Here is a 26,194-nt window from a genome sequence, read left to right as displayed (position 1 = left end):
GGGCGCAGAGGATACGTGTTTTTTCAGTCGGACATTGACCGATCAATCAATACCTAACCTGTGGGAGCTGGCTTGCCAGCGATAGCGGTCTATCAGCCAACCTCGGCTTTGAAGGTGCAACCGCCATCGCTGGCAAGCCAGCTCCCACAGGGTACATACGTCGTTAGGTATTACGTGGTTTACGGCCCGACACAAAATGGCTCACATCATTGAACCCCGGTGTCGACGCATGCCCCGGTGTCACCAGCGAATCAATGAACGCCTCGTCTTCAGCCGTGATCTTCACCACCTGCGCCTTAGTGTAGGCATCCCACTGCGCTTCGGTACGCGGGCCGACGATGGCCGAGGTGACGGCGCTGTTGTTCAACACCCAGGCAATGGCGAATTCGACGATGCCGACGCCGCGTTGCTCGGTGTATTGCTGGAGCTGCTGGGCGATGCGCAGCGACTCGACGCGCCATTCGGTTTCCAGGATGCGTTTGTCCTGGCGCCCGGCGCGGCTGTTGGCGTCCGGTTTCGCGTCCGGTGCGTACTTGCCGCTGAGTACGCCACGGGCCAACGGGCTGTACGGCACGACACCGAGGCCGTAATTTTGCGCGGCGGTGATCTGCTCGGTTTCTGCCTGACGGTTGACGATGTTGTACAGCGGCTGGCTGATCACCGGCCGGTCGATGCCGAGATTGTCGGCGATACGAATCACTTCGGCGATGCGCCAGGCACGGTAATTCGACAGGCCCCAATAGCGGATCTTGCCCTGGCGAATCAAATCGCCAATGGCCGACACCGTCACTTCCAGCGGCGTGTTGTGGTCTTCGCGGTGCAGGTAATAGATGTCGAGGTAGTCGGTGCCCAAGCGCGTCAGGCTGGCTTCGAGACCGTTGAAAATGTGCTTGCGACTCAAGCCGCTGCGGTTTGGTACGCCGTCCACCGGGCCGAAGCCGACCTTGGTGGCGAGCACCCATTCATGACGGCGATTGGCGATGGCCTCACCGACGATTTCTTCGGAGCGGCCGTTGGTATAGACGTCAGCGGTGTCGATGAAATTGATGCCCTGGTCCCAGGCCTTGTCGATGATTCGCAGGGAATCTTCGGTGCTGGTCTGTTCGCCGAACATCATCGTGCCCAGGGTCAGGGTAGAAACTTGCAGGCCCGAATGACCCAGTGTGCGGTAGCTCATGAGGAAATCCTTTTGCCGGAGGGAAAGGCTCAATCAAATACCAGAAAAATCGGGTGTGGCAAATGAAAAGATCGCAGCCTGCGGCAGCTCCTGCAGGTGAACTCAATCCCCTGTAGGCGCTGCCGCAGGCTGCGATCTTTTGATCTTCGGTGTTTAGACGCGCAGCGTGCGGGTCATACGCAACGCCAGCAAACTACCGCAGACAATCACGCCCGCCAGCAGATACAGCGCCGCATCGGTCGAGCCGGTGCTGTCCTTGACCCAACCCACCAGGTACGGGCTGAGGAAACCGGCCATCTGGCCCATCGAGTTGATCAGCGCCAAGCCACCCGCCGCAGCACCCGCGCTGAGCAGGGCGGTCGGCACTGGCCAGAACATCGGCAGGCCGGTGAGGGCGCCCATGGTGGCGATGGTCAGGCCGAGGATGGCGATGGCCGGGTTGGCGGCGAAGTTCACCGCGATCAGCAGACCGAGCGCGCCCATCAGCATCGGCACCACCAAGTGCCAGCGGCGTTCTTTGCGCAAGTCGGCCGAGCGGCCGACCATCAGCATGAACACGGCGGCCAGCAGGTACGGAATCGCACTCAGCCAACCGATCACCAGGTTATCGCTGAAGCCCAGGTTCTTGATGATCGACGGCAGCCAGAAGTTGATCGCGTACACGCCGCTCTGAATGCAGAAGTAGATCAGGCCGAACGCCCAGATCGCCGGATTCTTGAACACCGCCAGCAGCGAATCAGTGGTGGTTTTCGGCTTGTTGGCCAGGTCTTCAGCGTGGTCGGCTTCCAGCACCGAGCGTTCGAATGGAGTCAGCCATTTGGCATTGGCGTAGCTGTCGCTGAGCAGGAAGTAAGCCAGTGCGCCAAGCACTACCGTAGGCACGCCTTGCAGGAGGAACATCCACTGCCAACCGGCCAAACCGCCTTGCCCGGCCGCGAAGTGGTTGAGAATCCAGCCGGAGAACGGACTGCCGAGCAGACCCGAAACCGGGATCGCCGACATGAACAGCGCCATGATGCGGCCACGGCGGAAGGTCGGGAACCATTGCGAGAGGTACAGCACCACGCCCGGGAAGAACCCGGCTTCGGCGGCGCCGGTGAACAGGCGCAAGGTGTAGAACTCGGTCGGTGTGGTGACGAACAGCAGGCAGGTCGACAGCGTGCCCCAGGTGATCATCATCAACGCAATCCAGCGTCGCGGGCCGAATTTGGTCAACGCCAGGTTGCTCGGCACGCCGCACAGCACGTAGCCGATGAAGAAAATCCCGGCGCCGAGGCCGTACACGGTTTCGCTGAATTTCAATGCGTCGAGCATCTGCAGTTTGGCAAATCCAACGTTCACCCGGTCGAGGTAGTTGAACAGGTAGCAGATGAAAATGAAGGGGATCAAACGCAGGGTAATGCGTTTGTAGACGGCGTTTTTCTCGTCAACGATGGCCTGGGTAGCGGCGGCGCTCTGTGACATGGCGGCTCTCTCTTTATTATGATTTTTTGCGATGCAAAGGGTAACGTTGATCGCCCAGAGAGTCTCGACCACCCTCGGGGCTGCTGTCTTTGTGCCTGAGCACAGGGTTTGTCACCAAGCCCTGTGCGGGTGAACAACCACGCTTTCAAGGATCACCGTTATGTTCGAACTCGATCACGACCTGGCCCAGGACATCGTCGACCGCGCGATGGCGATCCTGCCGTACAATGTCAACGTCATGGACAGTCAGGGGCTGATCCTCGGCAGCGGCGAACCGGAGCGGGTCAACACCCGGCATGAAGGCGCGCAACTGGTGTTGGCCAACGGTCGCGTGGTGGAAATCGATGCGCAAACCGCGGTCCACCTCAAAGGCGTGCAGCCGGGGATCAACCTGCCGCTGATGCTCGACCAGCGCTTGATCGGCGTGCTGGGCATTACCGGCGAACCGGAGCAACTGCGTACCTACGCCGAGCTTGTGCGGATGACTGCCGAGATGCTGGTGGGTCAGCGCAACCAGCAAGCCGAGCAACAATGGCGCCGTCAGCGTTGCGATGATCTGCTGGCATTGCTGCTCAGCGATGCCGGGAGTTCGCCGCGTTTGATCGACGAAGCACAACAACTCGGCCTCAAGCCGCAGATGACGCGGGTGCCGTACCTGTTCGAATTGGGCATGGAACATGGGCCGGGGCAAACCGTCGATGCGCTCAGTGCGTGGCTGACCTCGCGCTATCCCGATAGCTGGTGCGTCAGCTCGGCGAAGTCGTCGTTGTTGTGGTGTCGGCCGGCCAACCAGCCTGTCGAGAATGATCGCTTGCTGGAAAAACTCGACGGCCTGGGCTGGAACATTCTGCGCCTGGCCGTGGGCGGGCAGGCCGATGGGTTGACCGGGTTGCGCCGCTGCTATCGTCGGGTTGGCGACTTGCTGGCTTACGGGCGCGATGTGTTGCCTGGTTCGCGCTTGCTGACGCTCAACCGCTATCGACTGCCGGTGATGCTCTGGCGCCACCGCAACGACGATGCGCTGGACGAATTGCTCAACCCGCTGCGCAAGGTCATCGCCAAGGACAGCAACGGCCAGTTGCTCGCGACCTTGCGCAGTTGGTGCGAACACGATGGCCAGAGCCAGGCCTGTGCCGAAGCGTTGAGGATTCATCGCAACAGCTTGCGTTATCGGATGGAGCGGATCGCTGAACTGAGTGGCGTTGATCCGCTGAAGCTCGATGGCATGCTGGCGCTGTACCTTGGCGTGCAACTGCTTCCCCAGACCGATACCAACTCCTGACCTGAACGCATTCCCCTGTAGGAGCTGCCGAAGGCTGCGATCTTTTGATTTTAAAAACACAACATCAAAAGATCGCAGCCTTCGGCAGCTCCTACAGTAAGGGCATGCACCTTGGATTTTGTGGAAATGAACAATAATCCACATCAGCGCTTGTGCAGCGGACCGGCGTTATTGTTCATGGCGGCTGGCAGCATGTGGGCATTGGAACTGGAGAATTCCCATGAAAATCGTGATCGCCCCCGATTCGTTCAAAGACAGCCTCAGCGCGCAAGGCGTGGCCGATGCCATTGCTCTTGGGCTGGCCGAAGTCTGGCCTGATGCGCAGTTGATCAAATGCCCGATGGCCGACGGCGGGGAAGGGACCGTCGAGTCGATACTGGCAGCGTGCGATGGCCAATTGCGCCGCAACGAAGTGCGCGGGCCGTTGGGGGCCACGGTGAATGCGGCGTGGGGCTGGTTGCCCGACAGCCACACCGCGATCATCGAAATGGCCGAAGCCAGCGGTTTGCAGTTGGTGCCGCTGGCTCAGCGTGATGCCTGCGTCAGCAGCACCTTCGGCACCGGCGAGTTGATTCACGCAGCGCTGGATGCCGGCGCGCAGCGGGTGATTCTGGCTATCGGCGGCAGTGCGACCAATGATGGTGGCGCAGGTGCGATGCAAGCGTTGGGCGTGAAACTGCTGGATGCCCAAGGAAAATCCCTGGCGCCGGGCGGCTTGGCGTTGGAGCACTTGGCGCAAATCGACCTCAGCGACATCGACCCGCGTTTGGTCAATGTGCGTTTCGACATCGCCGCCGACGTGAACAATCCACTGTGCGGCCCTCACGGTGCCTCGGCGATTTTTGGTCCGCAAAAAGGTGCGTCGCCTGAGCAGGTCGAGCAACTGGATCGCGCCCTCGGACACTTTGCCGAGCACTGCGCAAGTGTTTTGGAAAAGGATGTGCGCGACGAACCGGGCAGTGGCGCGGCGGGCGGTTTGGGGTTTGCGGCCAAGGCGTTTTTGGGGGCGCAATTCAAGGCCGGTGTTGAGGTGGTCGCCGAACTGGTGGGCCTGGCTGATGCGGTTAAAAATGCCGATCTGGTGATCACCGGCGAAGGTCGTTTCGACGCGCAAACCCTTCGCGGAAAAACACCGTTTGGCGTGGCGCGTATTGCCCGGCAGCACGGCGTGCCGGTCATCGTTATCGCCGGTACGCTGGGCGAGGGTTATCAGGCGCTGTACGAACATGGCATCGACGCCGCGTTCGCTTTGGCGAGCGGGCCGATGACGCTGGAGCAGGCTCACTCCTACAGGGGAGTTGTGTTTGACGGATTACTCCGGTGAATCAATCTCCGCCAGCATCACGCTGTTGGAAATGCCCGGCAATGCATTGCGTGATCCACCGTCCAGGTAAAATGCAAAGGTTATAGCCGTTCAACCCTCACGCAACTGGCTTCGTTGTGCAGATTCGGTTTGGTGTCCGCAGGCGGGCGTTTCAAACGTCGGGTTTTCATCACGCCGGGCTGCACAACCGAGTTATTCGCGGCGTCCCAGATTGTGAGGAACTGGATCCAGTTGCCAGGAATGTTGACATCGCCATCACCACTGGTAGTTGGGTTCTTGACGGTGGTGACTGCAAACTCCCAGTTGTTGGAGACGTTCCCATCCGGCTCGCAGTTCCTGTCGTCATATACCGTTACGGTCAGCGCCGACGGTACATTGAGAAACATCATTGCGTTGTAATCGTCAGAGGTACATTGGGTGATGTCTCTAAGATAATATTCTCCCACGATGGCCGGGATGTAACACAACGGAAAATCAATCACGCCTTCAACGTCGCCCAATATGATCTGCCCCGAATTTGAACTTGCCGGTGCAGCGTTATCGGCAAAGGAACTACCGCTGAGCAACATTAGGCTGCACCCAAGTGCCAGTGTGGCCGTGAGAATATTTAAGTAACGCATGTCTTGCTCCTGTCTCATCCTGATAAAGCCATCAAGGCTGTTAGACAAAACACTAACAGGATTTGTGACGCGCGAAACCTAGCAGAACTGTTAGTACTTGAAGTTGAGAGTTACATGGAAAATGCGCGAATACTTGAGGGCCAGATGGCAGGGGATACCTGTCAACTTTGACAGTATCGCAGTTCAGTAAAATGATGCTTAATCGGCCCAAGGTTCCGTGGTGCAGATTGAAGGGATGGATAATGGCTGTTCCCTCGTAGTGTTCAGGCCGCCGCATAGCCTCCAAAGCCATTGCAGGATCAATGGCAATTTTCAGTCCTGTGGAGAGCAATGAAATGACCGTCTTGAAAATTCGACGCGCTTCGAAGGAGGCGCGTGATGCCTATCGTGAGTTGCGCAATCAACGCAATCTGGCCCGTGCCTCACAGGCAATGGGAGAAATACCCGATGCGATTATTCCCGCGATCATCGATGCCGATGGCCTGTTGAATGGGCCTGTTATAAAACTCAAGGGTCTGGAGCTGGAAATTCCAATTTGGGGCAACGCTACGGGGCCTGCCGGCCGAACGCAAAGGCTTCAACTATTTATTTCCCCAGGCCATGTCAATGACATTAACTGGCCCGAGTTTGTCAAAGTCTTCGAAGCGGACTATGTGTTGCCCTTTGCCGATGACTGGGATGGGAAATACATCATTGAGTTGAATCGTATTCAGCCTAATGGTGCCTATACTTTCAGGCATCAAGTCGTATTACATACGGCACAAGTCACAACGAGTGAACTCATTCATATCACCAGTGATATTACTGCACCGTATGAATTAACCACGCCACCTGAACCACCCGCCATGACCTTTACGGTGACCGAGCTGGATGACAGCAACATCGGCACGATTACCGGCATCATCCCCGATTACACGGACAAGGCCCCCGGTGATAAATACGTCTACTGGTACGCCAAGGATCCTTTGCCGACTGATCCTTCGCTGCTTGACCCCGTTGCACCACCGGCCAGTGTTCCAGCCAACCGGACTATCACGATTCCGCGAGACTATGTTGAAGGCAAGGGCGACGGTGTGTTTTACGTGCTGTATGCACTGGTCGACAAGGCACTCAACCGCAGTAACCTTTCCGGCTGGACCCGTTTTATCGTCACCTTGGGCAGTTTGCCAACCGCGCTGAAAAAACCTGAGGTCCCGGTGGCGGCCGGTGGTGCGGTGATCGACCTGGAAACAGCGGCAGATGGCGTGATCGTTGAGATCAAGCCTTACACAGGGTGGAAACTAGGCGACAAAATTATCGCGACTTGGGGCGGCATTCCTCTGCCCGTTACTTTTGCGATTGAGAGCGTGAGTACTGAAATACCAGTGCCTGCATCGACCTTGCTCGCTGCCTATGTTGGGGAGACTGGAGAGAAGCTCACCACCGTCAGCTACGTTATCGACCGCCTCGGGCGAACCTTCGGCCCAGAGGCAGATGACTTCCCTGTGAACTTTGATGTCGTCGGCCCACCCAACCCGTTTCCGGGCTTTCCAGACCCGACGAACCCGAATCTGCTACCTGGCGTCGTTCTGGGCTCCACGGGCGACAACGTGCTGGTGGAGGACGACGCGGATAAAGACTTTGAGTTTGAGTTCACCATTTATGACCCGGTCAATGCCGGCGAAACGCTGGAGTTTTTTTGGGAGGGCACGCACATCAACGAGGCCGATCTCACGATTACCAGTGAAACGGCCGGCTCAAAAAAGACCATCAATGTTCCCTGGAGCTACGTGGCTGCGACCGATAACGGCCCGGGCAAGGTGATGTATTACACCGTCGGTGACGCCAGCGTTACACCGAATCGGCAAAAATCCGTGTTCACCCTGGTCAATGTGAACGACGCAATCGTGCTTAAGCCTGATGCGCCAACGTTCCCGCATATTTCGGGTGATTATCTGATTTGCGATTCTCTTCAAGCCCCAGAGAGCGCTGTTGTGGTGGATGTGCCTGATTTGTCGCAATGGTTGCAGGCAGGAGACACCGTCGACATGTCCTGGCAACTGTTTCAGGACTACGACAATACAACGCCGATTGCCGGCACGTTGTTCGAAGACACGATCACTTTGACTGCTGCAGGCGGCGCCTATCCGGTGACAGGCTTCCAATGGCGGGTTCAGCCTTATGCCGATTACATCGCTCCGTCCTACAACCCGCCGCTTCACAAAGAAGCCAATACGGAAGTGACGTATACGTTCGTGTTCAAGGGTAAGACCGTGACTTCCAAGGTGGCGACGGCATTTCTCGGTATGTTCCTGGGCGACACCGGTTGCAATGTACCGTGAACGATTGATCTGTGACACGCCCGTCCTTGTAGGACAACCTCCGGGGGCGGGCACACGGGTTGTTTGCTGTTGGGCAGCAGGCTGAATCCTCGATCAGTGTTGATTCGGATTATTCCTACATAAATCACGGAAAGGTAAACGTAATCTCACCGCCTCTTTAATGTCCGGCCTGTGAGATGACACCAGGTCGGACCAGCGATTTTTACTTGATCGAGGTGTACCTGGAAATGTGGGCAACGACTGTTTTTAATTTGAACCCTGTTTCGCAAGCCGTGAAGTGGGCAAGCCTTGCACCGCTGCTTTTGCTGGCTCAACAGGTCCTGGCGGGACCGATCAACGGTGGTGTCGAAAACATTGACCAGAACACCCCGCTCGATAACTACACGCTGAGCAACGCCGCCACCCTGAATGCCAATGCGGCCACCACGCGGGAAATCACGGCGGGTGGCCGCTCCACCGTCAATCTCACCGGCACGACGGTCAATGCCTCGGGAAGCAGTTCCGGGTTGTCGCTTTTCGACAGCGCGGCGCAGATCAACGGCAGTCGCATCAATAGCAACGCCACCGGCTTACTGTTGGGCTTCACAGCCTCGGGCGGCGGTTCGACGGCGACTGCCCAGAACAGTGTGATCAGTGGTGTCGGCGTGGGTGCCCTTATCGGTGCCCGCAGCACCCTGACACTACTCAACAGCGAGTTGCACGCTACCGGCATCAACGGGGTGGGCCTGGATATGTTCGACGGGACGGCTTCGGCGGTCGGCAGCACGATTGTCGGTGGCCGTAACGGTATCGTCGTTAGCGACGATGCGAGTCAGCCGGGCGGGACTGTGTTGAATCTTGACAGCACGCAGGTCCGGGGTTTGGGCGGTTCGGCGATTTTTGTTGACGGCGGCAATGCTGCGATTACCGCGCGTAACGGCACGACGCTGACGGGGAGCAATGGAATTTTGCTGGACGTTAAGAGCGGTGGTTCGGCCAGTTTCTCTGTCAGTGACAGCAATACGCATCTGGTCGGTGATGTCGTCGTTGAAAGCGGCAGCACCGCCAGTGTCCAGTTGGACAATGCCGCATCGCTGACCGGGCGTCTGGAGAATGTACAAGGCCTGACCGTCAACAATAACGCGCGTTGGGTGATGGTCGGCGATGGCAGTGTCCAGAGTTTGACGCTCAACGGTGGCGGTGTGCAATTCGGCAATCCGGGCGAGTTCTTCAAACTGTCCGTGGGTGAACTGTCCGGCAGCGGCGGCACCTTTTACATGCACAACGATTTCAGCACAGGGCAGATCGATACGCTGACCGTCAGTGGCAACGCCAGCGGCGATCACACGGTAGCGCTCGACAGCAGTGGTTCGGAACCTGTTGCCGCGGGCGCGCGGCCGGTGGTCCATATCGGTAGCGGCGATGCGACGTTTGCTTTGCTGGGTGGCCCCGTGAGCCTGGGTGCCTACGATTACGACCTGATCAAACAGGGTGACAATGACTGGGTCCTGGACACGGCTTCGCGTTCGATCAGCCCAGGCACGCAATCGGTCATGGCGTTGTTCAACGCGGCTCCGACTGTCTGGTACGGCGAACTCAGCACCTTGCGCAGCCGCATGGGTGAAGTGCGCATGGATCAGGGTAAGGCGGGGGCTGGGTTCGCGCCTACGGCAACAAGTACAACGTCAGTGCCAGTTCGCAACTGGCTTATCAGCAAACCCAGCATGGCCTTTCATTCGGTGCCGATGCGCCGCTGCCGTTGGGGGATGGGCAATGGCTGGTCGGCGTACTCGGCGGCTACAGCCAATCCGACTTGAACATGAGCCGTGGCACTTCCGGTGAAGTCGACAGCTACTACATCGGCGCCTACACCACGTGGCTCAATGAAAATGGTTATTACGCTGATGCGGTCATCAAGTTCAACCGCTTCAAGAATTCCTCCGATGTACTCCTCAGTGATGGCAGGAAGACCAAGGGCGACTACGACAACAACGGTGTCGGGGCCTCCGTGGAGTTCGGGCGGCACATCAAGCTGGACAATGGTTACTTCGTCGAGCCCTATACTCAGTGGGCTGGCGTGATCATTGAAGGCGCCGACTACGATCTGGATAACGGCATGGCCGCCGAAGGCGATCGCATTCGTTCAATGCTCGGTAAAGTCGGTGCCACGGCCGGTCGCAATTTCACGGTGGGCAAGGGCTACGAGGTTCAGCCGTATGTGCGGGCCGCGTATGTGCACGAATTCGGCGGCAGCAGCGATGCGCAAGTCAACAACAACTCATTCGATACCGACTTGGCCGGCTCCCGTGGTGAGCTGGGTGCGGGCATTGCGATGAAGGCGACGTCCCGCATCTCGTTCCACGTCGATCTTGAGTACAGCAATGGCGACAAGTTCGAACAACCGTGGGGTGCCAATTTCGGCGCGCGTTATAGCTGGTAATACATTTTCCAGCCGCTGAACAAAAAGTGCAGGTCACCTCGCGGTGGGCCTGCACTTTTTGTGGGTAAACGCTGCTGAAGCCGGTCTGACCTGTCAGATATGACAGTATCCAGACATCTGGATCTGGGCATTAATAGTCACTCCTGCACCCAGGCAGGCGTGACGCTCGTCTGGGGCTCTTCGTTGACGGAGGTCATGATGTCCAGACAAAAAAATTCCAGCGAACAACATACATTTCGGGATCGGCCCAAGCCTTTCACACAGGTCATGCTTGAAGAAGTTGACGGCGGCCAGGAAGGTTTGCTCCCACTAAGTGTCCAGGGCAAACCACTGAAGATTGAATTTGAACGCTGGACCAATACCGATCCTTCGCCAGAATATCCGGAAACGGTGGAGCTGTTCTGGAATGGCTCAACGCTTGAGAAGACATGGACGGCACCGATCGCAGAGGATGATCACTTCATTGAAGTGCCTGCTGACTGGTTGTTCGATGGTGTACATCATGTGCACTATTTGTTGACCCTGCATACCGGGCAAACCGAACCATCGGCAGTCCGTGTTTTGACCGTCGACACCGAGCCGGCCGAACTTGATGCCGAAAGCAAGCTCCAGTTCGATACCGATACCATCGACCAGAAATATCTGGATGAGCATGAAAATGTTGTGAGGGTCGAGGTTCCTCTGCACTCGCCTCGCACCGTTGGAGACGTGGTGGTCGCAACATGGGAAAACCCCTTGAACGGCGCTATCGAAGAGTACAGGACCGAGCCTCTGACCAAATACAACTACCAGTACCCAATCTACCTTGAGTTTGACAAAGACTTGATTCTCAAGAGTGGTGACGGAAAGCGGCAGGTATCTTACCGGGTGGAAGATCGTGCCGGTACTGTGAGCGCCGAGTCCGTTCCCGCCGAGTTGCTGGTGGCTGTGATCAGGGCGCCACGATATTTGCCAAACCCCTGGGTCATTGAAATTGGTGGTTTACCCTCCGACTGGGGCAGCCTAAAGCCGGAGAATACCCTGAGAGGAGCCACCGTAAGCATTCCGGAAGAGGCGATTTACTACGACGACGATCGACTCGAAGTGCAGTTTGGCGAGCCGGGTGTTATCGGTTCGATCACGGTGCCTGTGGTCGCGGGGGCGCGAGAAGTTTCGATTCCCAAGGAGAGTATTGCGGCCTACCTCAACAGTAGCTTATCGGTCACTTATCTCGTTCATCTGCAGGACGGTACGACTGAACCGTCCAGACCCTTGACCCTGGCCATTGACGCCTATCCCGCCTCCAGATTGCCCGGCGCCCAACTCGTGGCACCTCATAGCGATCCTGTATACAAGAGCCTCATTACCGCGGGCCTGCCTCTTTTTCAGCGAAAATGGGCGTACATCAGTACCCAATGCCTGATCACTATCACAGTGACGGGCACCGGTACCGACGGCCAACCGAAAAGCGCAACGATCGTGAATGCCCAGCCTGTCACTAATGCGCAGGTTACGGAGGGCGTCCTGGCGACAGTGCCTCTGGCGTTCATGTACAGCTTGAAGGACGATGCGCGTTTTCGGGTGCAGACCCAGGTTAGTTTCAACAATGGTCGTAGCTGGTTCCCTTTTACGCTGCTGAACCCGATGCTGAGGCCTTGATAGCAACATCAGGCCGCAGACGCCAACTTGCTCGCGATGGTCGGTAACGAAGAAACGTGCCTGGCAAAACACGTGCCTTGAATCCATCACGGGCAAGCTCGATCCTGTAAACAGCATGATCGTATCAGCAGGGCCTGTTGTCGCTCATTGGTAGGTGATGGTGAAACTCAGCGCGCCTTCGGCTTTGCCCGGACGAATGTCCGCGCTGTCTTTGATCTGGTAGAACCGCGCCCGGAAATCCAGGATCTTGTTCCTGCCATCCTCAATGGCGCCGAATGAAACATCGGTGCCCAAGGGAACGGGTGTAACGCCGTCGCTACGCAGCACCTGAATGCCCATGCCGGCGGCGGTCGAGACTGGGCTGAGGTTGATCACGCCGTAGCTGCCGTCATCTTCCGGTACCGAGCCGTTTGCACCATCCAGGCGGATGTGGGCATGAGCCTGGTTGTCGTCGTAAGGATCGGCTATGCAACTGGACAAGCTGATGGTGAAACTGGTTGGGGGCGTGGTAAACCCGGGATAGACAAAATCCTTCGCATCCCAGTCACCCAGCGGTACCGGATCGACACTCACCGGGTTGGCGCCTACCGTGCACAGCGCCTGAACGACCGTACCCCGAATACCATAAGTGAAGCCTTTGCCGATATCCGAGAAATGACCGTCGAATATCTGCTGGCTCAGCATGTGGGGTCCGGGGGCAATCATTGCGGTTTTAACCAGCGTCACTTTGCTCCTCAGCCGAGAAAGCGTAAAAGGCGAGACCAAGGTGCGGCTGATGTGAGCATCGAATGGCACTATCGGTGGGCCACCTATCGGGACGAACGAATTGCCCGCCATGCCATCGAAACCGAATTCCAGCGTTATGCGCGCACCAACACCCGGGATGTTGGTCTTGAAGACCGTGCCGCCGGTGGGATCCCCAATGATCTCGTGGACCCTGCGGTCTGAAGGTGCAATGGGAACGGCATTGAAGTTCAATACGACGCTGCCGTCATTGCTGCACGTGATTCCCTGGGGGCCGGGATGGGGCGTCTGCACGAACTTGTTGATGACACCAATGACGCTACCCACAGGCGCATCCCGCGGAACATAGACATTCCCCACATCCGCCTGGAAATCCAGCGGGCCCGGTGTCGAATCCCATGAGCATGTGTTGCCCATGGCGGGCGCCGCCAGTTGCCAGCCGGCAACGACCACTGCCAGGGCCAAGCCCCGTCGCAGAGAGAATTTCATGAGTGTCTTCCTTCAATGAGCGAGGCGCCGAGACCTGGGGCCGGCGCCATTTCAATAGTTGTGTGTCAACGGCAGGTCGAAGTCTGCAGGCGATAACCTTGTGTCAGCTCCATGCGTTGTGGGTCTACGTCCAACCGGCATTGCTGGGCGGACTGTTCACCCCAGCGGACCGTGAGCGTCTGTGGTTGGTCATCCGTGGTGAGCATCACTTGACCCGCCTGACCGACCAGACCGATCACGGCATCTTCCTCATCGCGGACCTGCGCACCGAAGGGCAGGGGTTGTTCTTTGTATGTGGCGCTGATGACCATGCGGCTCACCGTGCGGGCGGCGAATGTGCTCTTGACCACCGCACCGCGACGCGGCACGACTTGAGTGGTGCCGTTGTCGATTTCGACGTCAGGGCCCAGTTGATCGGTTTGCAGTTCGAGCTGGTTGACCCGATAGGGGCGCAGATACGGCACCAGGGCATAGCCACGTTCATTGGTGCGCACACCAGGCGCGTTGGCGATCCCGATATCCTTGATCCCCGGCACTTCCACCAGGCCTGCGGTTTCTCCCAGGTATGGCCCCAACTCGATGCCTTCGCCATGCAGCAGCACCGCGCCGGTCGCGTTGACGGACAGACTTCGGTAATCGCTGCCCTGGCTCACGCCCGCACCGAGATTGCCAAACGGCGTTTGATAACCCATGGACAGTTCCGCCGATTGCTGGCGGTTGTCCTGGTTGGCCACGGCTGCGCGGTAGTTGAAGCGGTTCTCGTCAAGTACGCCATTGAGGCTGGCGCGCTGGCTGAACGCGTTGCCATTTTTTTGAACATCGAAAGTCGCCGAGTTGGTGTGTCCGAACCCCAAGGGCAGGGACACACTCAAGCCGATCTGGCGGTCGCTGTGTTCGTTTCTGTCGGTCAGGGACTGGCTGGCGAACAGCGAGTAGCCAACACCGCGATGCTGGGTGTTGAAGTTGAACTGAAACTGGCGGCGTTGGTAGTCGCTACGCCAGAACTCTTCCTGGGACAAGGTCAGCGTCAGCGAACTCTGCGGTGTCAGGTTCTGATACACGGCCGCTTCCAGGCGGCTGCGCCGGCTGCCGCGAAAACTGCTGTCCTGACTGCGTTGACGAACGGCCTCATCGAAATCGCGATAACCTTCGGTGGAGTACCGATAACCGGCGAAACGGAGGCTGGTGCGGGTGGCGAATGTTTTGCCGTATTTGATGGCATAACTCATGCCCTGCACTGAGTTCAGATCGCGGGTGTCGAGATCGGCATCGGAACGCGTGATGTCAAAGGCGAGCGCGCCGACGCTGCCCAAATCCCTGGCGGCGCCCATGTTAATGGCCCGATAGTACTCGCCGGTCATCAAGCCGCCATAGAGTGTCGTGCCCCAGCCAGTGCCCACCGCCAGGGTGCCTTGCCACAACAGGGGGTCGTCGATATGGCTGGCGGCGTTGTAGCGGCCGACGGCGGCGCCGTAGCGCCACGTGCCTTCGCGCAGCAGATTGCCCAGGGACGCATAGGGCTGGATGAAACGCCGCACTTGCCCATCGGCCTCGGTCAGCACCACTTCCAGCTCGCCGCTGCCACCGCCGGTGTTCAAGTCGTCGATCACATAAGGGCCGGCACTGACGTAGGTGGAATAGATCGGATACCCGTTCTGCCGCACTTCCAGCCTGACACGGCTCAGTGCCACGCCACGGATGATCGGCGCGTAACCCTGCATTGCGTCGGGCAACATGCCGACGTCCGAGCTGACCAGCGCGCCCTTGATCGGCAGGCTCTTGAACACATCGCCACCGGTGAAGGCTTCACCCAGCGTGAGATTGGCGTTCATGCCGGGCAAATCCCGTTGCGCGTAGGTGTAGGCGCGGGTCCATTCGCGGTCACCGCGGCTGTCCTGGCGCCCACTCTGGCTGGTTCGCAGGCGCCAGGGGCCGAGGTTCAACCCGGCGTTGAGATACAAGTCCTGGCTGTTGTTGGCGCCGTAGCGATTGGAGCCCTGCTGGGCCGACACCTGGTAGTTGAGGAACGCGGCGTTGATGCCCTCGTCCCAACGTTCGGGATCGACATAGCCGCTGACGTCACGGCGCATGGCAATCTGCGGAATGGACAACGCCAGTTGCAATTGCCCGCCGTCAAACTCGCTGCGGGCGCCGTCGATGAGCGTGACGAGGTTGATGCAACTCGACTCCAGTTGTTCGGGGTGGGCAACCGCATCAAGCTTGATGCCGAACTGCTCGAGTTGACCGACACTCAGGCAGGCCGCCAGGCCATCGGAGTCTTGCTGGACGAACTCGAGTTCATGTCGCCCCACATATTCATGGTTGACGCGAACTTCAACGCGGTAGCGACCCGGACCCAGATCCTGATGGTTCGCCAGCACCTGCAATGCCAGGTGACCGGCATCGGTTGGCTGCCCGACGCCCTGACGCATGAAACCGCTCTGAAAGCTCAATGGCGAATTCGCCAGTGCCGGCCCTGCCTCCACAAGGGCGACGCCACCACTGCCGATAAGAATAAGTTGGGCAAAACGCTGGCGAACGGGCACGCGCCTGCGACCCGGGAAAGGGATCATCGTCATCTTCCTGGCTATGAATGCTATGGGCGATCAGCGGTTGTTCTGAAGTGGCTGGCTCATCGGCGGGGTGATGCCGCCGTAGTCGTTGATGGTGGTAAACGACACGCGCATGTCTGGTGCGGACTTGACTTCACCCAGGGCAAACACCTGACGATCGAGCGGCAGGACCATCGGCGGGTTTTCCAGTGTCTGCGACTGGCCGTTGGCGCTCACTTCGACGCGGTGGAAGGTGTAGTGAAAAGGCGTCGGGTTGGTCACCGTAAGGCTGGACTTGCCGTCAATCCGCTGCAGCGACCATTGCAGGTCCTTGAGCCGTACATTCGGGTTGTCCTTTAACTGGCTGGGGCGATAGAGCAGTTTGATGCGCGTGCGGATGGCAATGTTCAGCACATTGCTTTGATCGCTTTCGACTTGCGGGATCTCTTGCGCGTTGAAGTAGAACAGCGACTCCCGATCAGTCGGCAGCGAGTTGGGCAAGCCGTTGATCTGCACTTGCTGTTCTTTACCGGGGTTGACCCGGAACAACGGCGGCGAAACCATGAACGGCACCGCGGTGGTGGTGTCGTCGGTGGTGGTGTTGACCCAGGTCTGCACGGCGTAGGGTTTGTCGCTGGGGTTGGCGACCACCAATGAAACGCTGCGCTTGTCACTTTCGAACAGCACGCGGGTACCGCTGAGGGTCAGTGCGCCATGGCTGGCGGGTGCGTGGACGGCCAGCAGCAGCGCGGCCACGGCGCAGGGGCGCGTCGCTCTGTGACGACAGAATGCTTTGAATGATTCGAACATGAAAATACCTCTGGGCAATACGGGCGCTGGAGCGGTGACGCACGCACCCTTTGAGCGCAAGCGGGCGTTGCGCTCAAAGGGTTTGACGTTACGGAAGGGTGACGAGGAAGTTGATGTTGGCGATCACCGGGCCCGGTACGACCGTCGCAGAGGTGGAGCGATACTTGGCGTTGAAAATCATGCGGGTTTCGCCGATAGCGTTCAGCGGGTAGTCCTTGGATTGTGTACCGCTGTCTACGTGCTTGCCGTCGTTGTCCTGGATGGCCAGCGCAACACCGGTGGCGCCACCGGTCTGGATGCCGTAGTAGCGGCCGCCGGTACCCGCATTACCGTGGGTGCTGTCGAATTGCACGCTGGCGGTGTCGCCAGGGACGAAACCACAAACTGCGCCGTCCTTGATGCGCAGGGCGAACTCGCGACCGCCCACTTCGGTGTCGGCCGCGCCGCCGAAATCAGGCACCGCCACGCTGCCCAGGTTGATCGGACCAGTGGCGCCGGTGCCTGGATCGATCGCATCGATCGGGCAGGTGTTGGCGTTGATGTTACCTGTGAAGTTGATCTGACCGACGCTGTCAGCGAACGCCGAAGTGCCCGCAACGCTTGCAGCCAGACCCAGGGTCAGTGCGAGTAGGGTTTTGTTCATGTTGTTTATCCTTGTATATCCGCCCGGCAAAGTTGAACCGAGACAAATCCGGTGCGGCACTCTTGTTGAGTGTTTTAAAGTGAATGAAGGGGAGCGCAGTGTCTCGGAGGGCGGATTTTAGGAGGGGGAGGGGAAGGGATATATGAGAGAACTCTCAATGTGGCGGATAAAAAGTTGAGAGTTGTTTACTTATGTTTCGGGCAGCAAAAAGCCAGGCAATCATTTGGCTGATTGCCTGGCATACAGTTTATTTTGGTATGTAGGCGAAACTTAGTATTGGCTTGTGAACGGCTTGTCTCATCCCGGGACCAAGCCACTCCTGTACTCTTGGAGCAGGTATTGAATCGATAGTGAATGATTCCGCTGTGCTGCTTTCAATTGTCGACCTGTTGGTGATTTGCGCACTTGGAGTTCCTGAGTATGGAGATGCGATACCAGTGCGCGACCCGGGATCATTTTGTAAATGCGCGTGTTCCAATGTTTGCGCCATTCTGTTTTGCATGAATTGCGGTGGAAAGTAGTTCCCAACTTTCGTAGGTTTGCCTTTCATGCTCCAATTCTCACCGGAAGGGGGTCTATTCATAAAGTCGTAAACATCATTCGACGAATTGGAAGTTGTACTGGCATTGGAGGCGCTGGACGCTTTACGCGAACTGGCAGAGGAACTGCCGCGCGAAAAACTTGAGAAATCCGGCAAAGCAGGTCTGATGTTGGCTTTGAACATCGGAAACATAGTGAAATCCAAGCCAAGACCGACAAATGCCAATTCGTCACTTTGTTTCTGGTCCTTTGCCGCAAATGAGGCCCCTCCTACGCCAAAGCCTGCGCCCAATGACGTCCAGTTCCAGAGTTTTGCAAGGACGGTAATCGCAGTGGTGATGACGAACACGGCGTTGAATATGTTCACTACGGTGGCGGTGGACGCACCGGCGGCGATGGCTAGAATGCTCAATCCGAGTGCCAGTGGCATGGGGTTGAACGTCACAATACTTAAAAAAATTCCCAAACCAACCGCGACGGCGCCACTGGCAACCATGAATCTCGTATCACGAATGATTTTGCTGCTTTGCCCGGTATGCCCCGTCGGATCACTTAAAGCAATCGGATTCCCCGAGCAATACATATAGCTGTTAATGCCACCGGCACCAAACGGGCTCAGGGAGTCCGGGCTATGGAAACGCATCAGGAAGGGGTTATAGGCGCGATAACCACGGCCAAGCAGATACCAGCCACTCATCGGGTCGCGCACTTCGCCGTTGAAGGCCAGCAGGCTGTGCAGAGGGTCATCACTGCTACGTTCGCCATAGGTGTTGTATACCGCCGTGCGCAGTTCGTCGGCCTGGCTTTCACCGATTACCGATTGCTTGGCATCGGTCAGCAGCAACAGGGTTTTACTGTCGTCCCCCGGCACCTGTTGCCCCAGTGGCTGAGCGCCCAGTTGGAGCAGCTGCGTATGCTGACCGTCCTGCACCATGTCGCTTAACCGGGTGCCTTCGTAGAACCGCAGCAACTCGGCTTGCCCCGCCGGTTTGACCGCCACCAGATGGTCATGTGCGTCGTATGCGTAGTCCGTCAACGGTTGCCCTTGCGGCGTGCTGAGGCTCAGCAACCGGCCCTGACTGTCGTAATGCAACTGCTGGCCCAACTCGTCATGGGTCAGGTTGCCGTCTGCGTCATAGCTGTAGTCGGTTAACAAGAGCGCCTTATAGTCCGGATGACTGTGGGTGACGTGGGCCAGTTGACAAGGGTCGTCGACTGCAAAACCGTATTCGGCGATGTTGCGGCGGCCGTCCGCAAAATCGGTGCGGCTGTAGATGATGTTGTCCAGGGCATCGAACTCGAAATACTGCTTGAGCATGGCATGGCCAAACCGGTCCTTGGGCAGGTCGGTCCCCGAGTACCCATGCACTTCCAGTCGCCCGCGCAAGTCGTACTCGAAGGTTTCCAGCAGTGCTGTGATGCCGTCCACGGAAAGGTGTCGGGTGCTGACATTGCCATCGGCCAGGTAGGTCAGTTCGATGCGGCGCTCAGGTTGCAATGCGCGCCCCTGAGCGTTGCGCAGCACCAGCGTACGGCTGGTTTCCCGGCCGATATCGTCAAAAGCCAGGGTGGTGGTCAGATTATTCCCGGTACCGCTGTCAGTAGTGACGGTGCGGTAATTGCGACCGCAATTGTCATAGGAGAAGTCGGCTTGCAACTGGCACTGGCGCACGCTGAGCAGACGTCCATTGATCAGGTCGTAATCAGCGTTGGCGACCTGTCCGCCAACATCGGTGCGACTTAACTGACGACCTTTGAGCGAACTGGTGTAACGGGTGACCCACGGATCCGGGGTGGCGGCGTCTTTCCAGCTCTCTACGCTCAAGTGCCCAGCGTTGGTGTAGCTGAAACTGTTAGTGCCTCGCGCGTTGCTCGACGATTCCAGGTTGCCGTTGAGCAGGTCGTAATCGAAGTTCGAGTCGCCTTCCGGCGGCTTGATCATGGTTGGCTGGGTGGTCAGGCCGGGCTTGTATTCGTAGTCGATCTGTTTGCCGGCCGGGGTGATCCGCCGACTTGGCTGCAAACGGCCGGCTTCATAATGCAATTGCTCGACGCGCCCGCCGACGGTCATCTTCGTCAAGCGTTCCAGCCCGTCAAATTGCTGTTCGCCCACGAGTATCGAGGGCAGCAAGACATTGCCCGGCTGCACCGTCAGGCTGGCGACCAGGGGGGTGATGGTATGGGCGGCGTAGGAGCGGCGGATGACCGTTCTGTCCGGCAGGGTATTGCTGAACAGGCGGGCGTGGGCATCGTAGTGGAACCGGGTGATGCGCCCCATCGTGTCGATTTCTTCTGTGCAGTGGCCCAGCCCATCGTATTTGTAGCGATGCAGGCTGACACGCTGGCCACTCAGGTCGAACTGCTCGCTCTTCACCGGTTTGTCGAAGCGATTGGACAACGTGACAGACTTGCCCATGCCCTCGGTCCATTGTTCCGTGATGAAACCAATCGGACTGCTGCGAGTATGCCGGGTAATGCCGTCCGGCCCGGTGGCGCTGTCCTGATTACCCCATAGATCGTAGGTGTAGGTCGTCGTCAGCCGCAGGTCGATCTTTTCCAGCCAGTCTATTTCCGTTTCACTGGTCACTTCACTGAGGGCGTTGTAACTGGCCTCGTAGGTGCGACGGAACACCGGTGGACTACCGCCGGCATTATCCAGATCCTGTTGCTCTTCGCAGATCGAGCGATTCAACCCGTCGAACCAGGTTCGGACCCTGACCTTCTTGACATCTTCCATTTCCTGGCCGGCCCATTGGCTGACCGGCGTTTCACCCTGGCCTGCCGGACGGATCAGCGTGTAGCTGAAGGTTCGGGATGCGGGGTATGGCGTATTGGGCGCTTCGGTTTCTGTCACCACACGGCCGAGGGCATCGTAGGTGTACTTGAGTTGTTCGTCTTTGTCGGAGATCAGTATGGGTTCACCGTTGAGCAACGAGTGCTCATAGGTGACGCTTTTACTGACGCTGTCGAAATCGGTGCCCAGGGTTTCTACCGTGCGCAGGACTGTTTCACCGGCAAAGGTTGCAAAGGTGGCGGCATGCTTGCTGTAGTTGTAATCGGTGAAGGTTGTATAGCCGGGCGTTTCACCGACGGTCAAGGCCTGCCGCTGGCGACGACCATGGGCGAGGTGATCGGTCGGTGCGTTGATGTAAGAGTACACCGCACGCTGAAGTAAACGCTCGCCCGGATCCTTCACTTCCAGCAACCGCTCTTCAATCAGTGCAACCCACGGCGTGGTGCTGCCGCTGATGGGGGGCATCAATTCGTAACGGTAGCGCGAGCGCAGGGTTGCTGCCCCCTCTTGCAGTTCGGGGATCCGGGCGGAGTCTGCGCTCGGCGTCACGGTTTTTTCCCGGATATGACGGACAAAACCGTACGGGTCTGGCGGACAATCACCCGGCGCACCGATGGCTGGATAGTAGGCGATGGCTTCCCTGATGCCATTGTCCTGGACCGTCAACGTCAGGTTGCCGTGAATGTCGTATTCGGTGATTTTTTTGTTCTGCCGCCAATAACGCGGATCGTCGCTCAGTTGCCAGAGTTCAGTGGCTTGCCGGGGCAGTTGGCAGCGGCGATCCTGTTTTTCGAACGTCTCGGTATCGTTCGCGTAGTAAACGGTTTTCAGGGTTTTTTGTGCGTTTCCCTGAGTCGTTTGTTCCTGGGTCATCAAGTGAAAGCGGTTGAAGGTGCGGGTCACGATTCGCACGGCAGTCTTGGCCACCATCAGGCTCTCGGTGGTCTCGTACTGGTATGGGCCGATGACTTTGTACAGGTTGTCCTCGCCTTCATCGCTCCAGTCGACAGTGGAGTTGTAGCCGAGGAAATTGTTGCCGTTGTCGCTGTAGGTGTATTTCAGTTCGATCGGCGGCTGGCCTGCGCCTGGCTCGGTGACGTGACTGGTTACCCGTGGCAGATTGGGGTAGCCGGGATTGCCCGGATACCCGTGGCCGGCGTCGTTGTATTGAATCGTTTCGTGACCGCCCAGCGGCGTCCAGACTTCCTTGATGCACAGTTGCTCGCGCTCCAGTCCGTACAAAAAGCGCCAGCCGGCGTTGTTTGCGGTTGGCAAGGTAACCCGCGTCATCAGATCGCCTTCCAGTTGCAGGATGAACATGGCCGCCGGCACTCCGGCCACCGGTTTCACCTGGATATCAACCGTCTTGGCGATCAGGTTGCGGAGCACTTCCAGCAATACCCCCTGACTGTCCCTGATCGTGCTCAACATGCGACCCTGGCCCGCAGCCTGATAGGCGAGAGTCACTTCGTGGCCCTGAGGGGAGTACATTTTTACCGGCATGGCGACTTGCGGCGTGGTGCCGGTGAGCTTGAGGATCTCCACCAGCCCCGAGTTATGCACGACCTTGTACTGGCCGAGCGGATTGCCGCTCAGCTCATACAGTTTGAAGGTTTCAATTTTCTGCTCCTTCATGGTCAGTCGACCGGCAATCGCCGGATCACTGCCCGTAACTTTGAAACTTTCTCCCGAATGCACCGAGATAATCTGTGTACTGGGCGTGTATTGCGTCAATCCCAGACGCCATCCCTTGCCATAGCCGTTATCGACCGTGTTGATGGGGCTATAGCCAAGTGTAAGTGGCACCGCCGGACCGCTGAGATCACAGGATTTCACCTCCGGAAAAGACAGCGATACGGTGTACAAACCGGTGCGCTGGTCGACACCGGGTTGAACGAAACTTTGAAAGTTGAATGCATTGGAATGCACGGAGGTGGGCTGGGCGGTGGAGGTGGTCATGCGTCAAACCTCAATACGTAAATGAGCAACCGGTGGCAGGCGTCTCGTGAATAACGCGTCATTAAGAGACATTGTTCTGCCACGGTGATTTTTGTTTGCTTAATATCTTGTACACAGCAATGGCTGCTTTTAATCAAAGCTAATGACTTCATCAGTTAATGTGCTGTTTTGGTTGTCTTTTCTTGCTTGAGCAATTGCGCAATTGACTGAAGTAAAACACTAGCAGCATTTACAGCGATGCGAACCTAGCAGTTCTGATAGTACCCAAGCCCTCTATTCAGGCGTAAAAACTGTTTTCAATGACTGCGGCTCAAGTCAACTTGCCGATAACAACTGCCTTAATGAAGGAAGTTTAACCATGATTGATAACCCTGCGCCGACCGTTCCATCACTAGGCCCCGACAATGCCGTCGATGTGGTCAAGTTGGGCAGTTCGAAGCTTTTGACTTATATCAAGTATCCCGGGATTGAAACCGGCGACGACCATTTGCTCTACCTGAATTTTCGCGGCTGCGCCGCCGATGGCACGGTAGTGGACGAGCTGATTGACCAAGTGGCGGTGGACACGAGCAAGTTGACGCCCTACGGCATGCCGGCCGAAATCGAAAACCATACGATTGTCGCCCTGGACATGGGCTGGGCTTTCTACTCGTATCGGGTGTCAATCGCCGGTGGTGCGCCTGGCGACGAATCCCGGCGAATTTTCTTCTATGTCGGCAAGCGCCCGCGGGCGAGGCCGGCGCTCCCCGTGTTGCAGATTCAGGAATCCCATGATCTGCATCTGGATCTGGGCAGTGCGCCGGCGGCGCTGGCTGTGCGCCTGGTGCCGTATGAGGCAATGTCGGTCGCCGACATCGTCACACTGCATTGCCGACGCTTCTATGCCGACGGCCAGGAATACTTGCCGCCGCTTGCCTATCCCACGACCGTCACCAGCGCCAATCTCGATAAGCCCCTGGCATTGTTTCTCAGCAAGAGTGATCTGCGGCGCGTCGATGGCGGCTGGATCGAGTTGAACTACGGCATTCAGTACGCCGGGACGACCACGGAAAAAACTTTGTCGGCCACGCAAACCATTGAACTCAATCCACCGACGACAGCCCTGCTTCCGGCCTTGACCATTGTGGGTCATAGCGGAGGGCCGATTAACCCGGTGCAATATCCCGCAGGATTGCCGCTACGAGTCGATGCCTGGCCTGATATCAGTGTCGGGGATGAGTTGCTGTGCTACGTCCGTTCGAACCTGGACGAAGTTGTCCCGCTTGTTCTGCAGGCACGGGTCGATGTATCGACTATCGACAAGGGGTACATCGAACTGGTGGTACCGCCGGAGTGGGTGACGGCGAACAATGGCTCGCCCATCGAGTTGCAACACCAGTTTGGCTGGATAGGCAGCGCGTTGTCGGCGATACCTTACCCGGCCACCATCCGCGCGCCGTTGAATCTGCCGATGGCCATTGTGGTGGGCGCACGGCCTGGTGACGAGCCGGTGGAAGGTGAGGGCGAGATCGATGCCGATGTCGTTGCCGTTTCGGGTATCAATATCCAGCTAGACGACGAGGCCAGCTATGGGCCCAACGATAAGGTTGAAGTGTTCTTCGAGGGATTCGGGACGACCGGTGTCCATTCCGTCACTGTGCCCATCACCCCGGGCGGCCGCATCTTCAATATCCCGTCCCAATACATTCCGGCCAACATGGGCAAGTCGGTCAATGTTTATTACAAGGTTACACCGCAGGGTGAAACCTTTGCGTACCCATCGCAAGCGTATGTTTTGCGCGTACTACCGGTACCCCTTAACCGTTATCTGGCGATTCAGTCATTACAGGCCCAGGGGACAGGCGGTCGTATTTCCATTGCAGCCGTTCCTGCGCAGGGTGAGAAGTTTTCTTTCTCTCGTGGTTGGACCTATATCCGTGCGGGCCAGACATTACATGCTGTTTTGGTTGGGAAAGATACGGCAGGCGCTGCACTGACTTATCCGATATTCAACAATCATGTTGTAACCCCGGCGCAAGCCGATGCGAAGTTGGTTGAGTCGTTTGTCAGTAAAACCGAGTTGCAGAAATTTCAGACGGGCCCCGTCACTGTTGAAGTAACGATTATCTATGAACCCGGCGCTGAAACGAAATTGGTCGATGCACGGTTTACCTTGGTCGCTTGATCAAACACAGATTGCACGCTTGAAATTTTCGAAACACTAAACGTTTAATAAATAAGGATGAATATCATGGCAGCCAGAAGAGTCACTTACCAAGAGTATATGGAGTGGGCAGCATTGCGGCCGCGTACCAATGACTGGAGTGCGCTCGTTGCTTACGATAAAGACAAGTGCAATCATCTGTTGCATCAGGAATATATTCAGAAGTTTGATAGCAATTCCTACATGCCTCCGATCGATGACACCTATGCCACCGGTGAAACCACCTGGTATTGGTTGAATGACTACCAGACTGATGTTCCGCGGCTGAGCTTTGAAAACAACCCGGATGGCAATGGCGGCAATGTGGCCGAGGCCAATATGAGCATGTCCATTGTCGGGGGGACCGAAATCGAGCTGTACAGCGGTCCCGGTGGCGGCGTCGAGGTCACCAAAATCAGCTCGTTCGATCCACTTGATCATCCGGAACTCAAGGCCAATCGGGTATCGCTCAAGGACATCGTCGGTCAGGTTGATCAAGGCGGGAGTGTGGTGCTGGACCTGGGTGATCCGGCTGCACAGCGTTACGTCTGGGAATTGACCGGCTCGCGTATCGAGCATGTGCGCCGGGTCGGTGGTGCCTACATGAAGCGCAAGTTCCGCGAGGCCGAACTGGCACACCGGACTTACAAACTGGGGCAGCTGGCCTACACCGAGCAGGAGTTTCTCAAACCGGCGAAGTTCAAGATGCGCACGGTGATGGAGGCGGGGGCGAATGTCAGGAATGCGGCCAATTTCGGCAATGGTGCGCTGGAACTGCGGATTGCAATGAAGGGGGAGTTGGAGGGTGGCTTTCCCAGGGAAGATTGGTTGTATCCGATTCCAAGTGATTTACCGGGGATTGATTCAAGTTTGATCATCAGCAACCAATTGCTTATGCATGAGATCGTTGCCGAGGCTTTGCGGGTTGCTTACAAGGCCCCGGATGCCAGGTTTGATGAAATCAAGGACGCCAATGGTGTTATCCAGAAACTGAAGGTGCAAGCCCATGCCGGTAGCATGACCATTGCTGCTTTTTCATTTCCAGATGTCGGGTTGAATATTCGGGAGTTTGAACTTCCCATCCATATAGATACTGAAAATTTGTTGGAAGTCACAAAAACTGCTCCGCCGTTCGTGGAAACGCTGTCTATGTACGCTGGCGCGGGGGCACGAGGCGTCGATTGTGTAGCTTTTATCGGTAATGATCCTGTTGGAAAAAAATTTGAGCTCTTTTAA

Annotated in this window: 14 protein-coding genes and 1 pseudogene; 7 read left to right on the top strand and 8 right to left on the bottom strand. The window is 57.5% G+C overall.

What is annotated here, in order from left to right; translation table 11 throughout:
* Nucleotides 1-163 precede the first annotated feature (163 nt).
* Both ACM110_RS06295 and ACM110_RS06290 read right to left on the bottom strand, forming a co-directional pair.
* Nucleotides 164-1,177, bottom strand: a complete 1,014-nt coding sequence (locus ACM110_RS06295) for an aldo/keto reductase (RefSeq protein ID WP_416127078.1) — start codon at nucleotides 1,175-1,177, stop codon at nucleotides 164-166.
* A 153-nt stretch (nucleotides 1,178-1,330) separates the two neighbouring features.
* Complete coding sequence (locus ACM110_RS06290) at nucleotides 1,331-2,641, bottom strand: MFS transporter (protein WP_416127077.1); 1,311 nt, start codon at nucleotides 2,639-2,641, stop codon at nucleotides 1,331-1,333.
* 160 nt (nucleotides 2,642-2,801) lie between these two features.
* Between ACM110_RS06290 and ACM110_RS06285 the strand changes: the two genes are divergently transcribed.
* Nucleotides 2,802-3,923 carry a sugar diacid recognition domain-containing protein gene (locus ACM110_RS06285; protein ID WP_416127076.1) on the top strand — a complete coding sequence of 374 codons (1,122 nt, stop codon included), beginning with the start codon at nucleotides 2,802-2,804 and terminating at the stop codon, nucleotides 3,921-3,923.
* Nucleotides 3,924-4,143: 220 nt separating this feature from the next.
* Nucleotides 4,144-5,247: a glycerate kinase gene (locus ACM110_RS06280; protein WP_416127075.1), complete on the top strand. Its 1,104-nt coding sequence runs from the start codon at nucleotides 4,144-4,146 to the stop codon at nucleotides 5,245-5,247.
* An 80-nt stretch (nucleotides 5,248-5,327) separates the two neighbouring features.
* Here ACM110_RS06280 and ACM110_RS06275 read toward each other — a convergent pair whose 3' ends face one another.
* Nucleotides 5,328-5,867, bottom strand: coding sequence for a hypothetical protein (locus tag ACM110_RS06275; protein ID WP_416127074.1), 540 nt, complete (start codon nucleotides 5,865-5,867; stop codon nucleotides 5,328-5,330).
* 335 nt (nucleotides 5,868-6,202) lie between these two features.
* Here ACM110_RS06275 and ACM110_RS06270 point away from each other — a divergent pair, with 335 nt between their 5' ends.
* The 3 genes and pseudogenes from ACM110_RS06270 (at nucleotide 6,203) to ACM110_RS06260 (ending at nucleotide 12,245) form a co-directional block, all read left to right on the top strand.
* Nucleotides 6,203-8,188: a hypothetical protein gene (locus tag ACM110_RS06270; RefSeq protein WP_416127073.1), complete on the top strand. Its 1,986-nt coding sequence runs from the start codon at nucleotides 6,203-6,205 to the stop codon at nucleotides 8,186-8,188.
* A gap of 176 nt (nucleotides 8,189-8,364) precedes the next feature.
* Nucleotides 8,365-10,607, top strand: a pseudogene (locus ACM110_RS06265) (autotransporter outer membrane beta-barrel domain-containing protein).
* A 198-nt stretch (nucleotides 10,608-10,805) separates the two neighbouring features.
* Nucleotides 10,806-12,245: a hypothetical protein gene (locus tag ACM110_RS06260; protein ID WP_416127072.1), complete on the top strand. Its 1,440-nt coding sequence runs from the start codon at nucleotides 10,806-10,808 to the stop codon at nucleotides 12,243-12,245.
* A gap of 144 nt (nucleotides 12,246-12,389) precedes the next feature.
* Here ACM110_RS06260 and ACM110_RS06255 read toward each other — a convergent pair whose 3' ends face one another.
* The 5 genes from ACM110_RS06255 to ACM110_RS06235 form a co-directional block, all read right to left on the bottom strand.
* On the bottom strand, nucleotides 12,390-13,478 hold the full coding sequence (locus ACM110_RS06255; RefSeq protein WP_416127071.1) for a fimbrial protein: 1,089 nt from the start codon (nucleotides 13,476-13,478) through the stop codon (nucleotides 12,390-12,392).
* A 65-nt stretch (nucleotides 13,479-13,543) separates the two neighbouring features.
* A complete protein-coding gene (locus ACM110_RS06250) occupies nucleotides 13,544-16,057 on the bottom strand; it encodes a fimbria/pilus outer membrane usher protein (RefSeq protein ID WP_416127070.1) in 2,514 nt (837 codons plus the stop codon).
* A 27-nt stretch (nucleotides 16,058-16,084) separates the two neighbouring features.
* Nucleotides 16,085-16,840, bottom strand: coding sequence for a molecular chaperone (locus ACM110_RS06245; RefSeq protein ID WP_416127069.1), 756 nt, complete (start codon nucleotides 16,838-16,840; stop codon nucleotides 16,085-16,087).
* Between the two features lie 88 nt (nucleotides 16,841-16,928).
* Complete coding sequence (locus ACM110_RS06240) at nucleotides 16,929-17,483, bottom strand: fimbrial protein (protein WP_416127068.1); 555 nt, start codon at nucleotides 17,481-17,483, stop codon at nucleotides 16,929-16,931.
* 247 nt (nucleotides 17,484-17,730) lie between these two features.
* Nucleotides 17,731-22,776 (bottom strand): RHS repeat domain-containing protein, encoded by a 5,046-nt coding sequence (locus ACM110_RS06235; protein WP_416127067.1) that lies wholly within the window; start codon nucleotides 22,774-22,776, stop codon nucleotides 17,731-17,733.
* Nucleotides 22,777-23,134: 358 nt separating this feature from the next.
* Between ACM110_RS06235 and ACM110_RS06230 the strand changes: the two genes are divergently transcribed.
* Both ACM110_RS06230 and ACM110_RS06225 read left to right on the top strand, forming a co-directional pair.
* The gene (locus tag ACM110_RS06230; protein ID WP_416127066.1) at nucleotides 23,135-24,940 is read left to right on the top strand and encodes a hypothetical protein; all 1,806 of its coding nucleotides are present in this window, start codon (nucleotides 23,135-23,137) and stop codon (nucleotides 24,938-24,940) included.
* Between the two features lie 66 nt (nucleotides 24,941-25,006).
* The gene (locus tag ACM110_RS06225; RefSeq protein ID WP_416127065.1) at nucleotides 25,007-26,194 is read left to right on the top strand and encodes a hypothetical protein; all 1,188 of its coding nucleotides are present in this window, start codon (nucleotides 25,007-25,009) and stop codon (nucleotides 26,192-26,194) included.

The sequence above is a fragment of the Pseudomonas sp. NFX98 genome, from assembly GCF_047784845.1.
GTDB lineage: Bacteria > Pseudomonadota > Gammaproteobacteria > Pseudomonadales > Pseudomonadaceae > Aquipseudomonas.
The sequence above is the reverse complement of the archived record's forward strand: the minus strand, read 5'-3'. Positions and strand labels throughout refer to the sequence as shown.